This is a genomic window from Ralstonia sp. 22111 (assembly GCF_052045895.1).
Taxonomy (GTDB): Bacteria; Pseudomonadota; Gammaproteobacteria; order Burkholderiales; family Burkholderiaceae; genus Ralstonia; species Ralstonia wenshanensis.
On record NZ_JBQEPR010000002.1, the window covers coordinates 504,302 to 521,157 of the forward strand.

Sequence of the window (16,856 nt, forward strand, 5' to 3'; positions counted from 1 at the left end):
TTTCCGTTGTTCCCCCGCGGTACCCCAACCCCAAGAGGATTCCCATGGCACGAGTTGCAGTTGTTTATCACAGCGGTTATGGCCACACGAAGAAGCAGGCCGAGGCCGTGTTTGCAGGCATTCAAGGCGCCGGCGCTGACGCGCATCTGATTTCGGTCACCGACGTCAACGACGACACCTGGGCGCTGCTGGCCGGCGTCGATACGATCGTCTTTGGTGCGCCGACCTACATGGGTGGCGTTTCGGGCGACTTCAAGAAATTTGCCGATGCATCGTCCAAGGCTTGGTTCACGGGCGCGTGGAAGGACAAGATCGCTGCGGGTTTCACGAACTCTGCATCGATGAACGGCGACAAATACGCGTCGATCCAGTACCTGTGGACGCTCTCGCAGCAGCACGGAATGATCTGGGTTGGCACGGGCATGATGCCGGCCAACAGCAAGGCCGCCACGCGCAATGACGTGAACTATCTGGCGGGCTTTGGTGGCGCGCTGGCGCAATCGCCGTCGGATGCGAGCCCTGAAGAAGGTCCGCTGCCGGGCGATCTGGAAACCGCCAAGCTGTTCGGCGAGCGCATTGTTGCCATCACCAACCAGTTTGTGCGCGGCCGTCAGTAAAGCGGATCGCTCAAAGAAAAACGCCGGCATGACCGGCGTTTTTTGTTGGGCAAAGCGCTGTCAGAACCGCGTGCCTGCTCCGCAGAACACGCCGCGGTTGGAGCCACCCTCGCAGCTCGCCGCGCAGCCTGCCAATGCTGTCAGGCACATCGTGGTGACGAGGAGGAGGGCGGCGAGGTGCTTCATGCAGCGGCGCGCGCTTGGCTGCCGGCGCAATGCGGGCAGCGCTGGCCTGGGATGTAGTCGGGAGATTGCTGTTCTTCCGGCGTGACCACGGCGCGGCAGGCGAAGCATTGCTTGGGGCCCGCCGGCAGCAGTTCGGCATTCAGAGCGGTGCGGTGGTCGAACACGAAGCAATCGCCGTCGTAATGGGCGCCGCCCACTTCCTCGAAATATTTGAGGATGCCGCCTTCAAGCTGATAGACGCGCTCGACCCCGATCTCCTGCATGTGGATCGCCGCCTTTTCGCAGCGGATGCCGCCGGTGCAGAACGACACGACCGTCTTGCCGGCAAAGTCGTCCTTGTGCGCGGCAATGGCGGGCGGGAATTCAGTGAATTTCTTGAGGTTGTATTCGACGACGTTCTTGAACGTGCCGACGGCAACTTCATAGTCATTGCGCGTGTCGAGCATCACCACGGGGCGACCCTCGTCGTCGTGGCCTTGGTCGAGCCAGCGCTTGAGATCGGGCGGCGCAACCGACGGCGCGCGGCCCTCTTCCGGGCGGATCAACGGGTGGCGCATGGTGATGATTTCTTTCTTCATGCGCACCAGCAAGCGGCGGAACGGCTGGTGGTCGGACAGGCTTTCCTTCGGCGCCAGGTCAGCAAAACGGGCGTCGGCGCGCAGCCAACTGACGATGCCGTCAATGGCTTCACGCGAGCCGGCCAGGAAGATGTTGATGCCCTCGGGCGCCAGCAGCACGGTGCCCTTCAACTCGCGCGCCTGGCACTCGGCCAGCAGGGCGGGGCGCAGGGTCTCGCGGTCATCGAGGGTGACGAATTTGTAAGCGGAAATATTGACGATCTGCATGTGCTGCCGCGCCATTTTCTGGCGCCTTGGGTAACCCGTTGATTCGTAAGCCGAAATTATAGCCGCCCGCGCAGCCGTGCGGGGTTGTCGATGGTCAACCGGGCACGCCCGGAATGCTTTACGGAAGGTGTCACCCGGTACAATACGCGGATGAATTCGCCGCGCTTCGTCCACCTCCGTCTCCACTCCGAATATTCCGTCGTCGATGGCAACGTCCGTCTGGACGATGCCGTCAAGGCCGCCGCCAAAGACGGCATGGGCGCCCTGGCGCTGACCGATCTTGCCAACGCCTTCGGGCTGGTGCGCTTCTACAAGGAAGCGCGTGGCAAGGGCGTGAAGCCTATCGTCGGCGCCGACGTGTGGATCACCAATCACGACGAGCGCGACAAACCGACACGCCTGCTGTTGCTGGTGCGTGACAAGCAGGGTTACCTGAACCTGTGCCAGTTGCTGGCACGGGCGTGGCTCTCCAACCAACATCGCGGCCGCGCGGAAATCGCCCCCGAATGGTTTGATGAGCCTGGCGTGGAAAACGCCCCCCTGGCCACCGGCCTGCTGGCGCTCTCCGGCGGTATGGCGGGCGATATCGGCATGGCGCTGGCCAATGGAAACGATGCGCTGGCGCGCAAGCTCGCGATGAACTGGTCGCGCGTGTTTCCGGGCGCTTTCTACATCGAACTGCAGCGCGCGGGGCACGCCGGTACCGAGGCCTACATCCAGCAAGCCGTGAAGCTGGCCTCGGCCATGCAGTTGCCGGTGGTGGCCACGCATCCGGTGCAGTTCATGACGCCGGACGATTTCACGGCCCACGAAGCGCGCACCTGCATTGCGGAGGGCGAGCTGCTTGCCAATCCGCGTCGTGCCCGCCGTTTCACGACCGAACAGTATTTCAAGACGCAGGACGAGATGTGCGCGCTGTTTGCCGACATTCCGTCCGCGCTGACCAACGCTGTGCAGATCGCGCAGCGCTGCAACCTCAAGCTGGAACTGGGCAAGCCCAAGCTGCCGCTGTTCCCGACGCCCGATGGCATGTCGCTGGATGACTACCTCGTCCAGCTTGCCAAGGAAGGGTTGGAAAAGCGCATGGAAGTGCTATTCCCCGACGAGGCGGTACGTGAATCCAAGCGCGCCGAGTACTACGCCCGTCTGGAATTCGAGACCGGCACCATCATCAAGATGGGCTTCCCGGGCTACTTCCTGATCGTTGCGGACTTCATCAACTGGGCGAAGAACAACGGCGTGCCGGTGGGGCCGGGCCGGGGTTCGGGCGCCGGTTCGCTGGTGGCATATGCGCTGGGCATTACCGATCTGGACCCGCTCAAATACAACCTGCTGTTCGAGCGTTTCCTGAACCCGGAACGTGTGTCGATGCCCGACTTCGACATCGACTTCTGCCAGCACGGCCGCGACCGCGTCATCCAGTACGTGAAGGAAAAGTACGGCAAGGATGCCGTCTCGCAGATCGCCACCTTCGGCACGATGGCCGCCAAGGCCGCGGTGCGTGACGTGGGTCGCGTGCTGGACCTCGGCTACAACTTCGTTGACGGCGTGGCCAAGCTGATCCCGTTCAAGCCGGGCAAGCTCGTCACGCTGGAAGAGGCCAAGAAGGAAGAGCCGCTGCTGGCCGAGCGCGAAGCCAACGAAGAAGAGGTCAAGCAGCTCCTCGAACTCGCACAGCGCGTGGAAGGCATGACGCGTAACGTCGGCATGCACGCGGGCGGTGTGCTGATCGCCCCGGGCAAGTTGACCGACTTCTGCCCGCTCTACACACAAGGCGGTGAAGACGCCGGCGTCGTCAGCCAGTACGACAAGGACGACGTGGAAGCCGTCGGCCTGGTCAAGTTCGACTTCTTGGGCTTGACCACGCTCACGATCCTCGACTGGGCCGAGCGCTATATCCGCATGCTCGATCCGTCCAAGGCAGATTGGAACTGCAGTCACATTCCGCTGACGGACAAGAAGGCGTTCGACATCCTGAAGTCGGCCAACACGGTCGCTGTGTTCCAGCTGGAAAGCCGCGGCATGCAGGGCATGCTGAAGGACGCCAAACCTGACCGCTTTGAGGACATCATCGCCCTGGTAGCGTTGTATCGCCCAGGCCCGATGGACCTGATTCCGAGCTTCTGCGCGCGTAAGCACGGTCGCGAGAAGGTCGAGTACCCCGACCCGCGCGTCGAGCCGGTGCTCAAGGAGACCTACGGCATCATGGTCTACCAGGAGCAGGTGATGCAGATGGCGCAGATCGTGGGCGGATACTCGCTCGGCGGCGCCGACTTGCTGCGCCGTGCGATGGGTAAGAAGAAAGCCGAAGAAATGGCCGAGCACCGCGCGCTGTTCCGCGCGGGCGCAGCCAAGGATGGGCTCTCCACCGAAAAGGCCGACGAAATCTTCGACCTGATGGAGAAGTTCGCGGGCTACGGCTTCAACAAGTCGCACGCGGCCGCTTATGCGCTGCTGGCGTACTACACCGCGTGGCTCAAGGCGCATCACCCGGCCGAATTCATGGCAGCCAACATGTCGCTCGCCATGGACGACACCGACAAGGTGAAGATCCTCTACGACGATGCCCGGGGCAAGAACGGCCTGACCGTGCTGCCGCCGGATATCAACGCGAGCCAGTACCGCTTCGCCCCAACCGACGCCAAGACCATCCGCTACGGCCTGGGCGGCGTGAAGGGCAGCGGTCAGGGCGCGATCGAAGACATCCTGCGTGCACGCGAAGACGGCCCATTCAAGGACTTGTTCGACTTCTGCGAGCGCGTCGACCGCCGCCAGGTGAATCGCCGCACAATCGAAGCGCTGGTGCGCGCCGGCGCCTTCGACAGCCTCAACGCCAACCGCGCACAGCTGCTCGCTTCGATCGGCTTGGCCATGGAAGCCGCCGAGCAGAAGGCAGCGGCCGCCAACCAGGTGTCGCTGTTCGATCTGATGAGCGGTGACGATGCCGAGCAGCATCGCCCCGAACTCGTCGACGAGCCGGCCTGGTCGACCAAGCGCAAGCTGCAGGAAGAAAAGCAGGCGCTGGGTTTCTATCTTTCCGGTCACCTGTTCGACGAATGCCGCGACGAAGTGCGCCGCTTTGCGCGCACGACGCTGGCCGAGCTGGCTCGCGAAGTGACCGACAAGGGCAATGGCGGCGGTTACGGCAGCCGCGACGCACGTAACAAGACCGTGGCAGGCGTGATCGTCGGGCAGCGCACGCAGATGACCCAGCGCGGCAAGATGCTGATCGTCATGCTCGACGACGGCTCCGCCAGCGAAGCCACCGAAGTCACGGTCTTCAACGAAGTGTTCGAAGCCAATCGCGCGCTGTTCAAGGAAGACGAAGTGCTGATCGTGCAGGGCAGTGCTCGCCACGACATGTTCACTGGCGGCGTGCGCGTCACGGCCGAATCGGTCATGGACATGACCCAGGCGCGCGCCAAGTTTGCGCGGGCCATCCGGTTGTCGATGAACGGCGATTCAACGGCGGCCAAGCTGCGCGACCTGCTCTCGCCGCATGTGGCGGCGGATGGCAATGGCGTCTCGGTGCGCATCAACTACGTCTGCGAGCAGGCCCGCTGCGAAGCCGTGCTCGGTGACGCCTGGCGCATTGTTCCGAGCGAGGACGCCATCGCCGCGCTGCGTCAGGCGCTGGACGCCGAGAACGTGGCAACGGTGTACGAGTAGTCTGATGATGGCGCAGGGGGCGCCATCGCCGGGCGCACGCTCGGCAGGACTGCAGTCTCAAATACGATTATTACTAGAGCATCCATGAACGTCGGAATCTCGTGCAACGCGCTGGGCTACAGCGGCGGCAGCGAGCGCTACGCGATGGACCTGGTGCGCGGCCTGCATGAGCGCGCCATCCGTCCCGTGTTCTTCGCCAAGATGGTGGACAAGGCGCTTCCCGAATACCGCCAGGTCAAGGCAGTTGCATTGCCCACGCGCAAACTGCCCGGCAAATTCAATGACCACGCGTTCGGCTGGCTAGTGCGCTATCTGGCCAAGCGGGAGCACATCGATCTGATGATCGGCTGCAACCGCACAGGGGCATCCGATATCGCCATTTGCGGCGGTACGCACGTCGGTTATCTCAAGAGCTTTTCCAAAGAGGCCGCCTTCTGGGACCGCCAACAGATCGCGCTGGAGCGCAGAGACTATGTCCGCTCGCACGTTGTCGTTGCGCACTCGCGGCTGATGGCGCAGGAAGTGCTCGACTATTACGACATTCCGGCGGCCAAGGTGAAGACGGTGTACCCGCCGGTGAGCGAGACGAAGTTCTCGCCGGTGAGCGAAGCGGAGCGTCAGCGGCTGCGCGATGAGCTGGGCTTTGCAAAGGACCGCGTCACGTTTGTGTTCCCCTCGTCGAGCCACAAGCGCAAGGGCTATCCGCTGCTGGAGGCGTTCTTCTCCAAGACGGATTTGCCGGTGCAACTGGCGGTGATCGGACGGCCGGTGTCGTCGTCCTCGCCCAACATCCGCTACCTGGGATACCGCAAGGACATCGAGAACGTCTACCGCGCGGCGGACTACACAATCCTTGCTTCGCACTACGAGCCGTTTGGGCTGATTGGCGTGGAGTCCGTGCTGTGCGGTACGCCGGCCGTGCTGGCAGCCAACATCGCCTGCACAGAGGTGATCTCGGAAGAAGGGGCGCCCACCTTCGATCTCGACAATCCAGCCACGCTGGCGCGCACGATCGAAGCCGCTGTTGCCCGTGCGCAGGCCGGCCAGGCGCGCCTGGCGAATCCGCGTGAGCATCTGCGCTATGACCCCAGCATCACTGCGCACATCGATGCCTTGCTGGCGCTTGCACCTGGCGCGGGGGCATTGCGATGAACGGCTCGATGCAACGTGGCCGGACGCTGATATCCAGCGTGCCGGCGGCGCTGGCCGTGTTCGGAATTGCCATCCTCCCGGCTTTCATGCTGTCGGTGCGCGGCGCAGCGTTTCTGTCGTTCTTGCTGCTGCTGGTGGCCGCGTTCTGGTCGATGCTGGCCGCGCCTGCAGAAGTCATGAACCGATTGCGCGCGATGTGGCGCGAACATCGGTGGCTGATCCTGGCCATGGCCGCCATGCCGACTGCGATGCTGGTCAGTGCGCAGCTGAACCCGGCCGCGCCGCGCACTGTGCCGTTTGCCTATGGCAGGCTTTGGTTGTTCGGATTGGCGCTTTTTGCGCTGTTGAAATTGCGGCCTAAACAGCTGGAGAGTGTGCAGTGGGGATGTGTTGCAGGGGCCCTCGGTTCGGCGGTGTGGTCGTATCTTGAGCTGCGGGCCGGAAGAGCTGGCACGGTCGGCGCGTTTTCTAACACCATTCCGTTCGGCAACTTATCGTTGTTGATGGGATTGTTTGCATTGATATCGATCGGTTGGGCGAAAAATGACGGTTGGCCTCTGATTGGGCTGCGTCTGGCAGCGGGAGGTGCTGGACTCTATGCGTCGTACCTGTCCCAGTCGCGCGGTGGATGGATTGCAATCCCCGTACTAATGCTGATCGCCGTGGCGACGCTGCGCCATGTGAGCTGGAAGAAGCGCTTGTCCGCCTTGCTGGTGTTCTTCGCGCTGTTGGCGGCGGTATGCGTATCGTCGAATATGGTTCGTACGCGTTTCGATCAGGCAGTCAGTGATTTGCATGCCTATCAGGCAGGTCAAACCAATACCTCGGTCGGCATTCGCTTCCAACTCTGGAAAGCGGCCACGCTGATGTTGACGCGCCATCCGCTCGCCGGGGTGGGAAGAGGCCAATTCGAGCCCGCTCTCAAGGCGATTCATGCGGAGGGGCTGATCACACAGGAAGCGACTGCCTTCGAGCATGCCCACAACGAGTTTCTATACAATGGCGCCACGCTTGGCGTGCTGGGCATCGGCGCATTGTTGGCGCTGTACTTGGTGCCTGCCGCGTACTTTCTGCGCGCTGCGCTGTGCGACGATCGCATCCTACGCACCACGGGAGCGATGGGCCTCACGTTATGTGTCGGTTTCGTATTGTTCGGGCTGACCGAAGTGATGCTGATCATCGCGCAGACGGTCGTGTTCTACAGCGTGATGGTGGCCATATTCACCGCGCATATTCATCGGCGCCGGCAGCAGCTTGGCGCCGCTCCTGTTCTCTGAGATCGCTTTCGCATGTCCGCATCCAATCGAGCCACGCTCGCCGTCATCATCGTCGCCAAGAACGAAGCCGCTGATATCGGCGACTGCATCCGCTCGGTGCGCGACTGGGCGGACGATGTCATCGTCTTCGACTCGGGTAGCACGGACGGCACGCAAGACATCTGCCGCCAGCTAGGTGCGCGCGTGTTCGAGACCGACTGGCCCGGCTACGGCGAGCAGTCCAACCGTGCCTTGCGCGAGGCGCGAACCGACTGGGTGCTCTCGCTGGACGCCGACGAGCGCATCAGCCCCGAGTTGCGTGCCGAGATGATCGCCGTCCTGGAATCGGGTAGCTCACACACTGTTTATTCGATGCCGCGCAGCTCCAGTTTCTGCGGCCGCTTCATGAAGCATTCGGGCTGGTGGCCGGACCGCATCCGCCGCTTCTTCAAGCGTGAACAGGTGACGTTCTTCGATGCGCCGGTGCACTCGCACCTGGTCTTCGAGGGTACGGTGGGCGACTTCCGCGCGCCGATCATTCACTACTCGATTCCCGACCTGAAGGCTGCGCTTGACAAGGCGAACGATTATTCGACCGCCGGTGCGGCCGCAGCCTATGCCAAGGGCAAGCGCGCGTCGCTGGGCAGTGCGATTGGTCACGGGCTGTGGGCGTTCATCCGTACGTACATCATCCAGCGTGGTTTCCTCGATGGTGCGGAGGGCTTCATGCTCGCCGTGTCGAACGCCGAGGGCACGTACTACCGCTACATCAAGCTGATGATGCTGCATCGTCATGGCAAGCGCTGAGCCGCCGCGTCGCATCGCCCTCATCGTTACGACGTATAACCGCCCGGACGCGCTGGCTCGCGTACTGGCCGGCTGTGGCGCACAGACCGACCACGCATTCGACGTCGTCGTCGCCGACGACGGTTCGCGCGATGACACGCGCGTGGCGGTCGAGGCCGCTGCCGAGACCGCGCCGTATCCGCTGCGCCATGTCTGGCATCCCGACGACGGCTTTCGCGCAGGCGAAATCCGCAACCGCGGCGTGCTGGCGACAGACGCCGACTACCTCGTTTTTCTCGATGGCGATTGCGTGCCGCGTCCGGATTTCGTGGCGCGGCACCGCGCATTGGCGGAGCGGGGGCGCCTGCTGTCCGGCAGCCGCATCCTCCTGAATGAAGCGATGACGCGTGAGGTCGTCGCCCAGCAGATCGATATCCACCTGAAGAACCGCGCGTATTGGTTTGCCGCTTGGCGCGCGGGCCGCATCAACAAATTCCTGCCGCTATTGGTACCGGGTTTGCCGGTGCCGCGCACTTTCAAGGACACCAGCCTGCGCGGCATCAAGAGCTGCAACCTTGGCGTGTGGCGCAGCGATTTCGAGCGCGTGAACGGCTTCGATCAGAGCTTCGTCGGGTGGGGCCATGAAGACGCCGATCTGGTTGTGCGCCTGTACAACGCAGGTGTGCGGCGCAAGCGCGGCTTCTGCGCGACCGAAGTTTTTCACCTATGGCATCGCGAACAATCGCGCGCGCAGGAGAGCCCCAACTATCAACGCATGATGGCTCGCCGGAATACCGACATCATCCGCGCGGAAGTCGGGCTTGCGGAACTGCGAGAGCAAGGCGCCTGAGCGGGCGCCATCATGCTCACCAGGTCTTCTTCTGCTTCACGATGCCGAGGAACGGCCGCACGAAGATCTGATAGAGGAACTTGCGCACCACGATCTGGTGCAGATGATGGCCGACCCCGAGCCGGTTGTCGGCTTCACGGCTTTTGATGGCGCGATCGGCTTCCAGGTTGGAGCCGCTATCGAAGTTCTGCACGCCAATCACATAAGGCACGACCGCACGCATCTGCACGATGCCTTCGCGCTCGAACTTGTACCAATAGTCTGCTGCTAGCCACACGGGATAAAGCTGCTCGACCATGCGCTTGGCTGCCGCGCGCGTGACGAAATAGCCATGCGCAAGCCACTGGTAGTTGGCAAGTTTGACCGTGCGGTGGTCAGCTGTCAGCGGCCGGGCGCTGCGCTTGTAGTAACGGTCGATGTGCGTGAGCAGCGTGACGACCGGTTCGTCGGGTGACGCGCTCTGTGCCAGCGCGTCGAGCACGGCGGGCACATCCGGCCCGAGTTTCGCGTCGTCTTCCAAGATGAGCGCGTAGGGCAGGTCCTGCTCGATCATTGCCCGGTAGACACCTAGGTGGCTCAGCGCGCAGCCGACTTCGCCGACAGTCAATTCGCGGCTTTGACTCGTCGCGCGCGCCTGATCGTAGTGGCGCGCAAGTTCGTCGGCGGGGAGCGCCTTGCCGTACACACCGGGGAAGCGGCTGTGCGGTAGGCCAAGCGCATCGAGCTGGCGTTCCAGTGCCTCGCGGCGTCCGGCGTCGTGCTCAAGATTGATGAAAAACGTGGGAACGCGCGAGCTCATTGCAGAAGCGTCAGATGATGCGAAGGCCAGTCTGGACCTGGGATTGCGCAGCAGGATGGGCCGGGTGGTCGATTGCCGCTAAAATGCCGGGTCGCCCGTCTGTCGGATGACAGCTGCTGCAACGCACTTTATGTCGGCGGCGCTGACCGCCATGCGACGCAAGCTGCCCACCCTCATTTGAAAACGCCGTGAGTATACAAGCAAAGTCTGATCACCCAGCGCCCGCCAAGCCGATGCTCAAGCGGTTATGGGGCTACCTGCGCCCCGAATTGACCGCCTTCATCCTGGCAATGGTCGCCATGGGCGTGGTAGCGGCCACTGAGGGGATCATCCCGAAGGTCGTAAAGGATTTGCTGGATCAGGGCTTCGGCGGTGAATACGCCGGCAGGCTGTGGCAGGTGCCGGCCATGCTGGTGGGCATTGCCGTGGTGCGCGGCATCGCGCAGTTTGCGTCGACGTATCTGTTGAGCCTGGTGTCGAACAAGGTGCTGCTGAATCTGCGGATGAAGATGTTCGAGCGCCTGCTGCAGGCGCCGGCTTCGTACTATCAGCGCAATACGGCGGCGTCGATCATCAACGCGGTCATCTTTGAAGTGAACCAGGTGCTGCAGGTGCTGACCGGCGTGTTCATCACGCTGGTGCGCGATTCGATGACCGTGCTGGCGCTGCTGATCTTCCTCTTCTATACCAATTGGCGCCTGACGCTGGTGGTGGCGGTGATCTTGCCGATCATCGGGCTGCTGATGTCGCGTATCAACCGCCGGCTGCGCTCGCTCAACCGCGAGAGCCAGAACCTGACCAACCAGGCCGCCTATGTGGTGGAAGAAGCCGTGGGCGGCTACAAGGTCGTCAAGCTGCATGGCGGCGAAGCGTATGAATCGCTGCGCTTCAATGCCATGACGAATCGTCTGCGTGGTTACGCCATGCGCGTGGCCGTGGCCGGTGGCCTGAACCAGCCGGTGACGCAGTTTCTGGCGGCGCTGGCGCTGTCGATCATCCTGGCCATTGCCATGATGCAGGCGCAGGCCAACCAGACCACGGTCGGCGGCTTTACCGGCTTTGTGATGGCGATGCTGCTGTTGATCTCGCCGCTCAAGCACTTGACCGACGTGAATCAGCCGCTGCAGCGCGGCCTGACCGCCGCCGAGTTCATCTTCGGCCTGATCGACACACCGATCGAACCGCAAGAAGGTGGCAAGAAGATTGATCGCGCCCGTGGCGACGTCCGCTTTGACAACGTCACGTTCCGCTATGGCGAAGACGGCCGGGCAGCGCTTGACAACGTCAACCTGCACGTCAAGCCGGGCGAGGTCGTTGCGCTGGTCGGGCCATCGGGCAGCGGCAAGACCACGCTGGTGAACCTGCTGCCGCGCTTCTTTGATCCCACCTCGGGCACGATCTCGCTCGACGGCGAAGCGCTAGCGGATCTGGCGCTGCACGACCTGCGCCGCCAGATTGCCTTCGTGAGCCAGGATGTGGTGCTGTTCAACGACACCATTGCAGCCAATGTGGCCTATGGCGCGCGAGACGCCTCCGAGATCGACATGGCCCGCGTGCGCCGTGCGCTGGAAGCAGCCTACCTGACCGATGTGGTCGACAACCTGCCCGAGGGTATCGATACCAATGTCGGCGACAACGGTTCGAAGCTGTCTGGTGGCCAGCGCCAGCGCTTGGCGATTGCACGCGCGATCTACAAAGACGCGCCGATCCTGATCCTGGACGAAGCGACGTCCGCACTGGATTCGGAGTCCGAACGCCAGGTGCAGGCCGCGCTCGAACGGCTCATGGAAGGTCGCACGACCCTCGTGATCGCGCACCGTCTGTCGACCATCGAAAACGCCGACCGCATCATCGTGCTGGAGCACGGCAAGATTGCTGAAGCCGGCACGCACCGCGAACTCATCGAGCGCGATGGGTTGTATGCTGGACTGCATCGCATCCAGTTCGCCACCCAGTAAGCCTTGCCTTTCGGGCGGCGTGCTCAGGATGCTCACAACAAAGGAGACATCGTGACGACCACAACGCCGCCCATCAGCCGGTTCCCCGTTCCTGAACTGGCAGACATTCCCGAAGATATCCGCGCGCGCATCCTGGAGGTGCAGGAGAAGAGCGGCTTTGTGCCGAACGTCTTCCTGGCGCTGTCGCATCGGCCCGACGAGTGCCGCGCCTTCTTTGCATACCACGATGCCCTGATGCTGCGCGAAGGCAGCAGCCTCACCAAGGGCGAGCGCGAGATGATCGTGGTCGCTACGTCCGCCGCCAACCAGTGCCTGTATTGCGTGGTCGCACACGGCGCCATCCTGCGCATCTACGAGAAGAAGCCGTTGGTGGCCGACCAGATCGCCGTCAATTACCGCAAGGCCGATATCACGCCCCGCCAGCGCGCCATGCTCGACTTTGCGATGAAGGTCTGCACCGAATCGCACACCGTCAATGACGCCGACTATGAAGCACTGCGCGCGCACGGCTTCGATGATGAGGACATTTGGGATATCACCGGCATCACCGCCTTCTTTGGCCTGTCGAATCGCATGGCGAATGTGATTTCGATGCGGCCCAATGACGAATTCTTCCTGCTTGGCCGCGTGCCGCGCGAGAAGAAGTAGGGCGCAGGCCGCCTACGCCGTCAGCTCGCGCAACGCTTCGAGCAGCTTGACGGCCGGGCTCGGCAGAATGCCGTGCCGGCGGCGGAACGCGGTGAGCGTGCGGCGTGCCACCAGGCCGGGAATCGGCAACGGCTCGATCACGCCGGCGCGGCGCTCGGCATCGATCATCGGTTCGGCCATCCAGCTCAGGAAGCCGGAGCGCGCCACCAGGCTCTTGAGTGCCGTCACCGAGCGCGTTTCCACCACGATGTTCGGCAGCCCAAGACCGGCGGCTTCGAATACTTGGCGCATGTGCTCGTACGGGCCGGTGCCGCGCGGCGGAACGGCCCAGAATGCATCCAGCGTATCGGCCAATGTCAGGCCTGGGCGATGGCGTAGCGAATGCTCCGGCGACGCGACCACGAAACTCGCATCCTCCCAGCGGCAATCCGCGATGGCGATGATTTCATCGGTGTCCGCCATCGCCATGGAAAGCGCGAGGTCGATCTCGTGCTTGACCAACCCTTCGGCCAGCCGGTCCCATACGCCTTCCAAGATCTCTACGCGCAGGTTCGGCCAGCGGGCTACCACCGTGCCGACGGCCAGCGGCAAGACATAGCTTGCGATGCTGCCCACCGCACCCACGCGGATGGTGCCCTTGGCAAGGCCGCGCATCGCGTTGATCTCTTCCTGTGCGTAATCGGCCTCGTGCTGGAGCAGCGACGCGTGCGGCAGGAGCGCCTGCCCGATGGCCGTGAGTTGCATTCCCTTGGAATGCCGCTCGAACAGCGGGGCGCCCACTTCGTCTTCCAGCCGCTTGACGATGCGGCTGAGCGCAGGTTGCGTGACGTGCAGCACCTCTGCCGCACGCCCGAGGCTGCCCGTGGAAACGATGGTGGTGAAGGCGCGCAACTGGCGCAGATCGAAAGTCATGCTAGAAGGTAATGACTTTTCCGAAATAATTCAATATCGCGTTAATCGCTACGGATTCCATACTGGCAGCCTGTTTCAAGGAGACTGCCTGTATGACCCGCACTTCGCTCGCGCTGACCACCGTGCGCGACGCCACGATCGACTTGCTGCGCCGACTCGGCATGACCTACGTGTTCGGCAATCCGGGCTCGACCGAGCTGCCGATGTTTCGCGATTTTCCGGAGGATTTCCGCTACATCCTGGGCTTGCAGGAAGCCGTGGTGGTCGGCATGGCGGACGGCTTTGCGCAGGCAACGGGCAATGCCGCGCTGGTGAACCTGCATTCGGCGGCCGGTGTCGGCAATGCCATGGGCAATATCTTCACGGCCTTCAAGAACCGTACGCCGCTTGTGATTACCGCCGGGCAGCAGGCGCGGTCCATCCTGCCATTTGATCCGTTCCTGGCTTCCAACCAGGCGACGGAACTCCCCAAGCCGTATGTGAAGTGGAGCGCTGAGCCCGCGCGTGCGCAAGATGTGCCGCTGGCGCTGGCCCGCGCATATCACATTGCGATGCAGGAGCCGCGCGGCCCCGTGCTGGTGTCGATTCCCGTGGATGACTGGGACCAGCCTGCCGCGCCTGTTGCCGTGCACGAAGTGGCGACAGCGGTGCGGCCCGATCCGGTCATGCTGGCGCGCATCGGCGACCTGCTCGACGCGGCGCAGCGGCCGGCGTTCGTGGTTGGGGCCGCGGTCGATCGCGCTGGCGCCTGGGATGCCGTCGTGCAACTCGCCGAGACCCACAACGCGCGCGTGTTCACCGCGCCGATGGCAGGGCGCGGGGCGTTTCCGGAAGACCACCGCCTTTTCGCCGGTTTTCTTCCCGCCATGCGTGAAAAGATCGTCAGCCTCCTGCAGGGACATGACGTGGTGTTCGCGCTCGGCGCCCCGGCGTTTACGTATCACGTGGAAGGCCATGGGCCGCATGTGCCGGTCGGGGCGAAGCTCGTGCAGTTGATCGACGATCCAGCGACCGCTGCGTGGACGCCGGAGGGCATTTCCGCCGTTGGCAACATCCGCCTGGGTGTGCTGGATCTGCTCGCCCGCCCCGCGCCACCGGCACGGCCGCTGCCCGCGCCACGCGTCGAATCGCCGCGCGCCGAGCCGGCGTCGCCCATGTCGGCGGCCTTTGTTCTACAGACGCTCGACGCTGTACGCGGACCCACAGACATCGTTGTCGAAGAAGCCCCGAGTGCCCGGGCGACCATGCAGGCCTATCTGCCGATGCGCCGCTCCGGCGCCTTCTACACGATGGACAGCGGCGGCTTGGGCTACGGCATGCCCGCCGCCGTGGGAGTTGCTCTGGCCACCCCTGGTAAGCGTGTCATCGGCTTGATTGGCGATGGTTCGAGCATGTATTCGATCCAGGCGTTGTGGAGCGCGGCGCTGCTCAAGTTGCCCATGACGTTCGTGATCCTGAACAACCGCCGCTATGCCGCCCTGCAGGATTTCGCCCCGGTATTCGGCTTTGCGCCAACCGACGCGGTGCAGGGCACGGATCTGCACGGCATCGATTTCGTAGGCCTGGCTCGCGCGATGGGTTGCACTGGCCAGCGCGTGAGCGACCCGCGTGCGCTGGAATCCGTACTGCGTACAGGGCTGCAATCCGCCGGACCAACCTTGATTGAAGTGGAGATCGCTTGATGACGAATACGAACATTGCCGCGCCGGATGCGGTGCAGACCATCTCGATGCTCATCAACGGCGAACGCGCGCACGCCGCCAGTGGTGCGGTGTTCGAGCGGCGGAATCCGCTTGACGGCACCGTGGCCACGAGAGCGCCAGCCGCCACCGTGGACGATGCCCGTCGCGCTGTCGACGCCGCCGCTGCAGCCTTCCCCGCCTGGGCAGCCATAGGACCGACGGAACGCCGCGCGTTGCTGATGCGTGCTGCGCAAGCGCTCGAAGCCAAGGGCGATGCTTTGGCTGCGGCGATGGCCGCGGAGACCGGCGCCTCCGCGCTGTGGGCCGGCTTCAACGTGCATCTCGCTGCGAGCGGTTTGCGGGAAGCTGCCGCCATGGTCACGCAGATTGCGGGCGAGATCATTCCGTCCGATGTGCCAGGCAGCCTCGCCATGGGCGTGCGCCAACCGGCAGGCGTTGTGCTGGGCATCGCGCCGTGGAATGCGCCGGTCATCCTCGCGGTGCGTGCAATTGCGTTGCCGCTGGCGTGCGGTAACACCGTCGTGCTCAAGGGCTCGGAAGTTTCGCCCGCCACGCACGGGCTCATCATCGAAGCCTTGCAGGAGGCGGGCTTGCCACGCGGCGTCGTCAATTTTGTGACGAATGCGCCGGCCGACGCGGGGGCAGTGGTGGAGGCGATGATTGCCCACCCGGCCGTGCGGCGCGTCAACTTTACGGGCTCCACGCGCGTGGGTCGCCTCATCGCGCAGATGTGCGCGACGTATCTGAAGCCTGCTGTGCTGGAGTTGGGCGGCAAGGCGCCGCTGCTCGTGCTGGCAGATGCCGATATCGACGCCGCTGTCGATGGTGCGGCGTTTGGCGCATTCGCCAATTCTGGCCAGATCTGCATGTCCACCGAGCGCATCATCGTCGACGAATCCATCGCCGATACGTTTGTCGCGAAGCTGGCTGCCAAGGCTGCAGCGCTGCCGCTGGGCGATCCACGCAAGGGGCCGGCGGTGCTGGGCTCGGTGGTCGACATGAGCACGGTCGAACGCTGCAATCACCTCATCGACGACGCACTCGCCAAGGGCGCGAAGCTGCTGTGCGGCGGCAAGGCAGACAGCACACTGATGCCCGCCACGCTGCTCGACCACGTCACGTCCGACATGCTGATCTACGCGGAAGAATCATTCGGTCCGGTCAAGGGCATCGTGCGCGTGAGCGGTGACGATGCCGCCATCGCCTGCGCGAATGACAACGCGTATGGCTTGTCGTCCGCCGTGTTCAGCCGCGATGTGGCGCGGGCGATGAACGTTGCGCGCCGCATCGAATCCGGCATCTGCCACGTCAACGGCCCGACCGTGCACGACGAGGCGCAAATGCCGTTCGGCGGCGTCAAGGCGAGCGGCTTCGGGCGCTTTGGCGGCCGCGCCGGTGTGGCGGAGTTCACCGAACTGCGCTGGATGACGGTGCAGACCACGCCGCGCCATTACCCGTTCTGAACCACGATGCCG

13 protein-coding genes are annotated in these 16,856 nt (G+C 63.6%); 10 read left to right on the forward strand and 3 right to left on the reverse strand.

From position 1 onward, the window contains the following. Positions 1 to 44 precede the first annotated feature (44 nt). Positions 45 to 617, forward strand: coding sequence for a flavodoxin family protein (locus tag ACTJK4_RS08595; RefSeq protein WP_232040612.1), 573 nt, complete (start codon positions 45 to 47; stop codon positions 615 to 617). 182 nt (positions 618 to 799) lie between these two features. Here ACTJK4_RS08595 and ACTJK4_RS08600 read toward each other — a convergent pair whose 3' ends face one another. Next, positions 800 to 1,648: a sulfurtransferase gene (locus tag ACTJK4_RS08600; RefSeq protein WP_440817486.1), complete on the reverse strand. Its 849-nt coding sequence runs from the start codon at positions 1,646 to 1,648 to the stop codon at positions 800 to 802. Positions 1,649 to 1,798: 150 nt separating this feature from the next. Here ACTJK4_RS08600 and dnaE point away from each other — a divergent pair, with 150 nt between their 5' ends. From dnaE to ACTJK4_RS08625, 5 genes are all read left to right on the forward strand, one after another. Further along, complete coding sequence (gene dnaE / locus ACTJK4_RS08605) at positions 1,799 to 5,317, forward strand: DNA polymerase III subunit alpha (protein ID WP_440076096.1); 3,519 nt, start codon at positions 1,799 to 1,801, stop codon at positions 5,315 to 5,317. A gap of 84 nt (positions 5,318 to 5,401) precedes the next feature. Next, the gene (locus ACTJK4_RS08610; protein WP_440076095.1) at positions 5,402 to 6,469 is read left to right on the forward strand and encodes a glycosyltransferase family 4 protein; all 1,068 of its coding nucleotides are present in this window, start codon (positions 5,402 to 5,404) and stop codon (positions 6,467 to 6,469) included. After that, positions 6,466 to 7,746, forward strand: a complete 1,281-nt coding sequence (locus ACTJK4_RS08615; RefSeq protein ID WP_440817490.1) for an O-antigen ligase family protein — start codon at positions 6,466 to 6,468, stop codon at positions 7,744 to 7,746. The genes ACTJK4_RS08610 and ACTJK4_RS08615 overlap by 4 nt, the downstream gene beginning before the upstream one ends. Positions 7,747 to 7,758: 12 nt before the next feature. Continuing rightward, entirely contained in the window at positions 7,759 to 8,532 is a 774-nt protein-coding gene (locus ACTJK4_RS08620) for a glycosyltransferase family 2 protein (RefSeq protein WP_232040607.1), read from the forward strand. Continuing rightward, a complete protein-coding gene (locus ACTJK4_RS08625; protein WP_440817494.1) occupies positions 8,519 to 9,361 on the forward strand; it encodes a glycosyltransferase family 2 protein in 843 nt (280 codons plus the stop codon). The genes ACTJK4_RS08620 and ACTJK4_RS08625 overlap by 14 nt, the downstream gene beginning before the upstream one ends. A gap of 16 nt (positions 9,362 to 9,377) precedes the next feature. Here the strand turns inward: ACTJK4_RS08625 and ACTJK4_RS08630 are convergent, their stop codons facing one another. Further along, positions 9,378 to 10,160, reverse strand: a complete 783-nt coding sequence (locus tag ACTJK4_RS08630; RefSeq protein ID WP_440817497.1) for a glycosyltransferase family 25 protein — start codon at positions 10,158 to 10,160, stop codon at positions 9,378 to 9,380. Positions 10,161 to 10,393: 233 nt separating this feature from the next. Here ACTJK4_RS08630 and msbA point away from each other — a divergent pair, with 233 nt between their 5' ends. Beyond that, the gene (msbA, locus tag ACTJK4_RS08635; protein ID WP_232043030.1) at positions 10,394 to 12,118 is read left to right on the forward strand and encodes a lipid A export permease/ATP-binding protein MsbA; all 1,725 of its coding nucleotides are present in this window, start codon (positions 10,394 to 10,396) and stop codon (positions 12,116 to 12,118) included. A 51-nt stretch (positions 12,119 to 12,169) separates the two neighbouring features. Then, entirely contained in the window at positions 12,170 to 12,766 is a 597-nt protein-coding gene (locus ACTJK4_RS08640; RefSeq protein ID WP_316869908.1) for a peroxidase-related enzyme, read from the forward strand. Between the two features lie 12 nt (positions 12,767 to 12,778). Here the strand turns inward: ACTJK4_RS08640 and ACTJK4_RS08645 are convergent, their stop codons facing one another. Further along, positions 12,779 to 13,678, reverse strand: coding sequence for a LysR family transcriptional regulator (locus tag ACTJK4_RS08645; RefSeq protein ID WP_316878942.1), 900 nt, complete (start codon positions 13,676 to 13,678; stop codon positions 12,779 to 12,781). Positions 13,679 to 13,770: 92 nt separating this feature from the next. On the opposite strand from ACTJK4_RS08645, the gene mdlC reads away from it, so the two are divergent. Then, positions 13,771 to 15,360: a benzoylformate decarboxylase gene (gene mdlC / locus ACTJK4_RS08650; protein WP_440817500.1), complete on the forward strand. Its 1,590-nt coding sequence runs from the start codon at positions 13,771 to 13,773 to the stop codon at positions 15,358 to 15,360. 32 nt (positions 15,361 to 15,392) lie between these two features. Next, the gene (locus ACTJK4_RS08655) at positions 15,393 to 16,844 is read left to right on the forward strand and encodes an aldehyde dehydrogenase (protein WP_440817619.1); all 1,452 of its coding nucleotides are present in this window, start codon (positions 15,393 to 15,395) and stop codon (positions 16,842 to 16,844) included. The last annotated feature ends 12 nt before the right edge of the window (positions 16,845 to 16,856 follow it).

Coding starts and splice junctions, on each gene's coding strand:
- ACTJK4_RS08595 (WP_232040612.1), top strand. CDS start 45: ATGGCACGAGTTGCAGTTGTTTATCACAGCGGTTATGGCCACACGAAG.
- ACTJK4_RS08600 (WP_440817486.1), bottom strand. CDS start 1,648: ATGCAGATCGTCAATATTTCCGCTTACAAATTCGTCACCCTCGATGAC.
- dnaE (WP_440076096.1), top strand. CDS start 1,799: ATGAATTCGCCGCGCTTCGTCCACCTCCGTCTCCACTCCGAATATTCC.
- ACTJK4_RS08610 (WP_440076095.1), top strand. CDS start 5,402: ATGAACGTCGGAATCTCGTGCAACGCGCTGGGCTACAGCGGCGGCAGC.
- ACTJK4_RS08615 (WP_440817490.1), top strand. CDS start 6,466: ATGAACGGCTCGATGCAACGTGGCCGGACGCTGATATCCAGCGTGCCG.
- ACTJK4_RS08620 (WP_232040607.1), top strand. CDS start 7,759: ATGTCCGCATCCAATCGAGCCACGCTCGCCGTCATCATCGTCGCCAAG.
- ACTJK4_RS08625 (WP_440817494.1), top strand. CDS start 8,519: ATGGCAAGCGCTGAGCCGCCGCGTCGCATCGCCCTCATCGTTACGACG.
- ACTJK4_RS08630 (WP_440817497.1), bottom strand. CDS start 10,160: ATGAGCTCGCGCGTTCCCACGTTTTTCATCAATCTTGAGCACGACGCC.
- msbA (WP_232043030.1), top strand. CDS start 10,394: ATGCTCAAGCGGTTATGGGGCTACCTGCGCCCCGAATTGACCGCCTTC.
- ACTJK4_RS08645 (WP_316878942.1), bottom strand. CDS start 13,678: ATGACTTTCGATCTGCGCCAGTTGCGCGCCTTCACCACCATCGTTTCC.
- mdlC (WP_440817500.1), top strand. CDS start 13,771: ATGACCCGCACTTCGCTCGCGCTGACCACCGTGCGCGACGCCACGATC.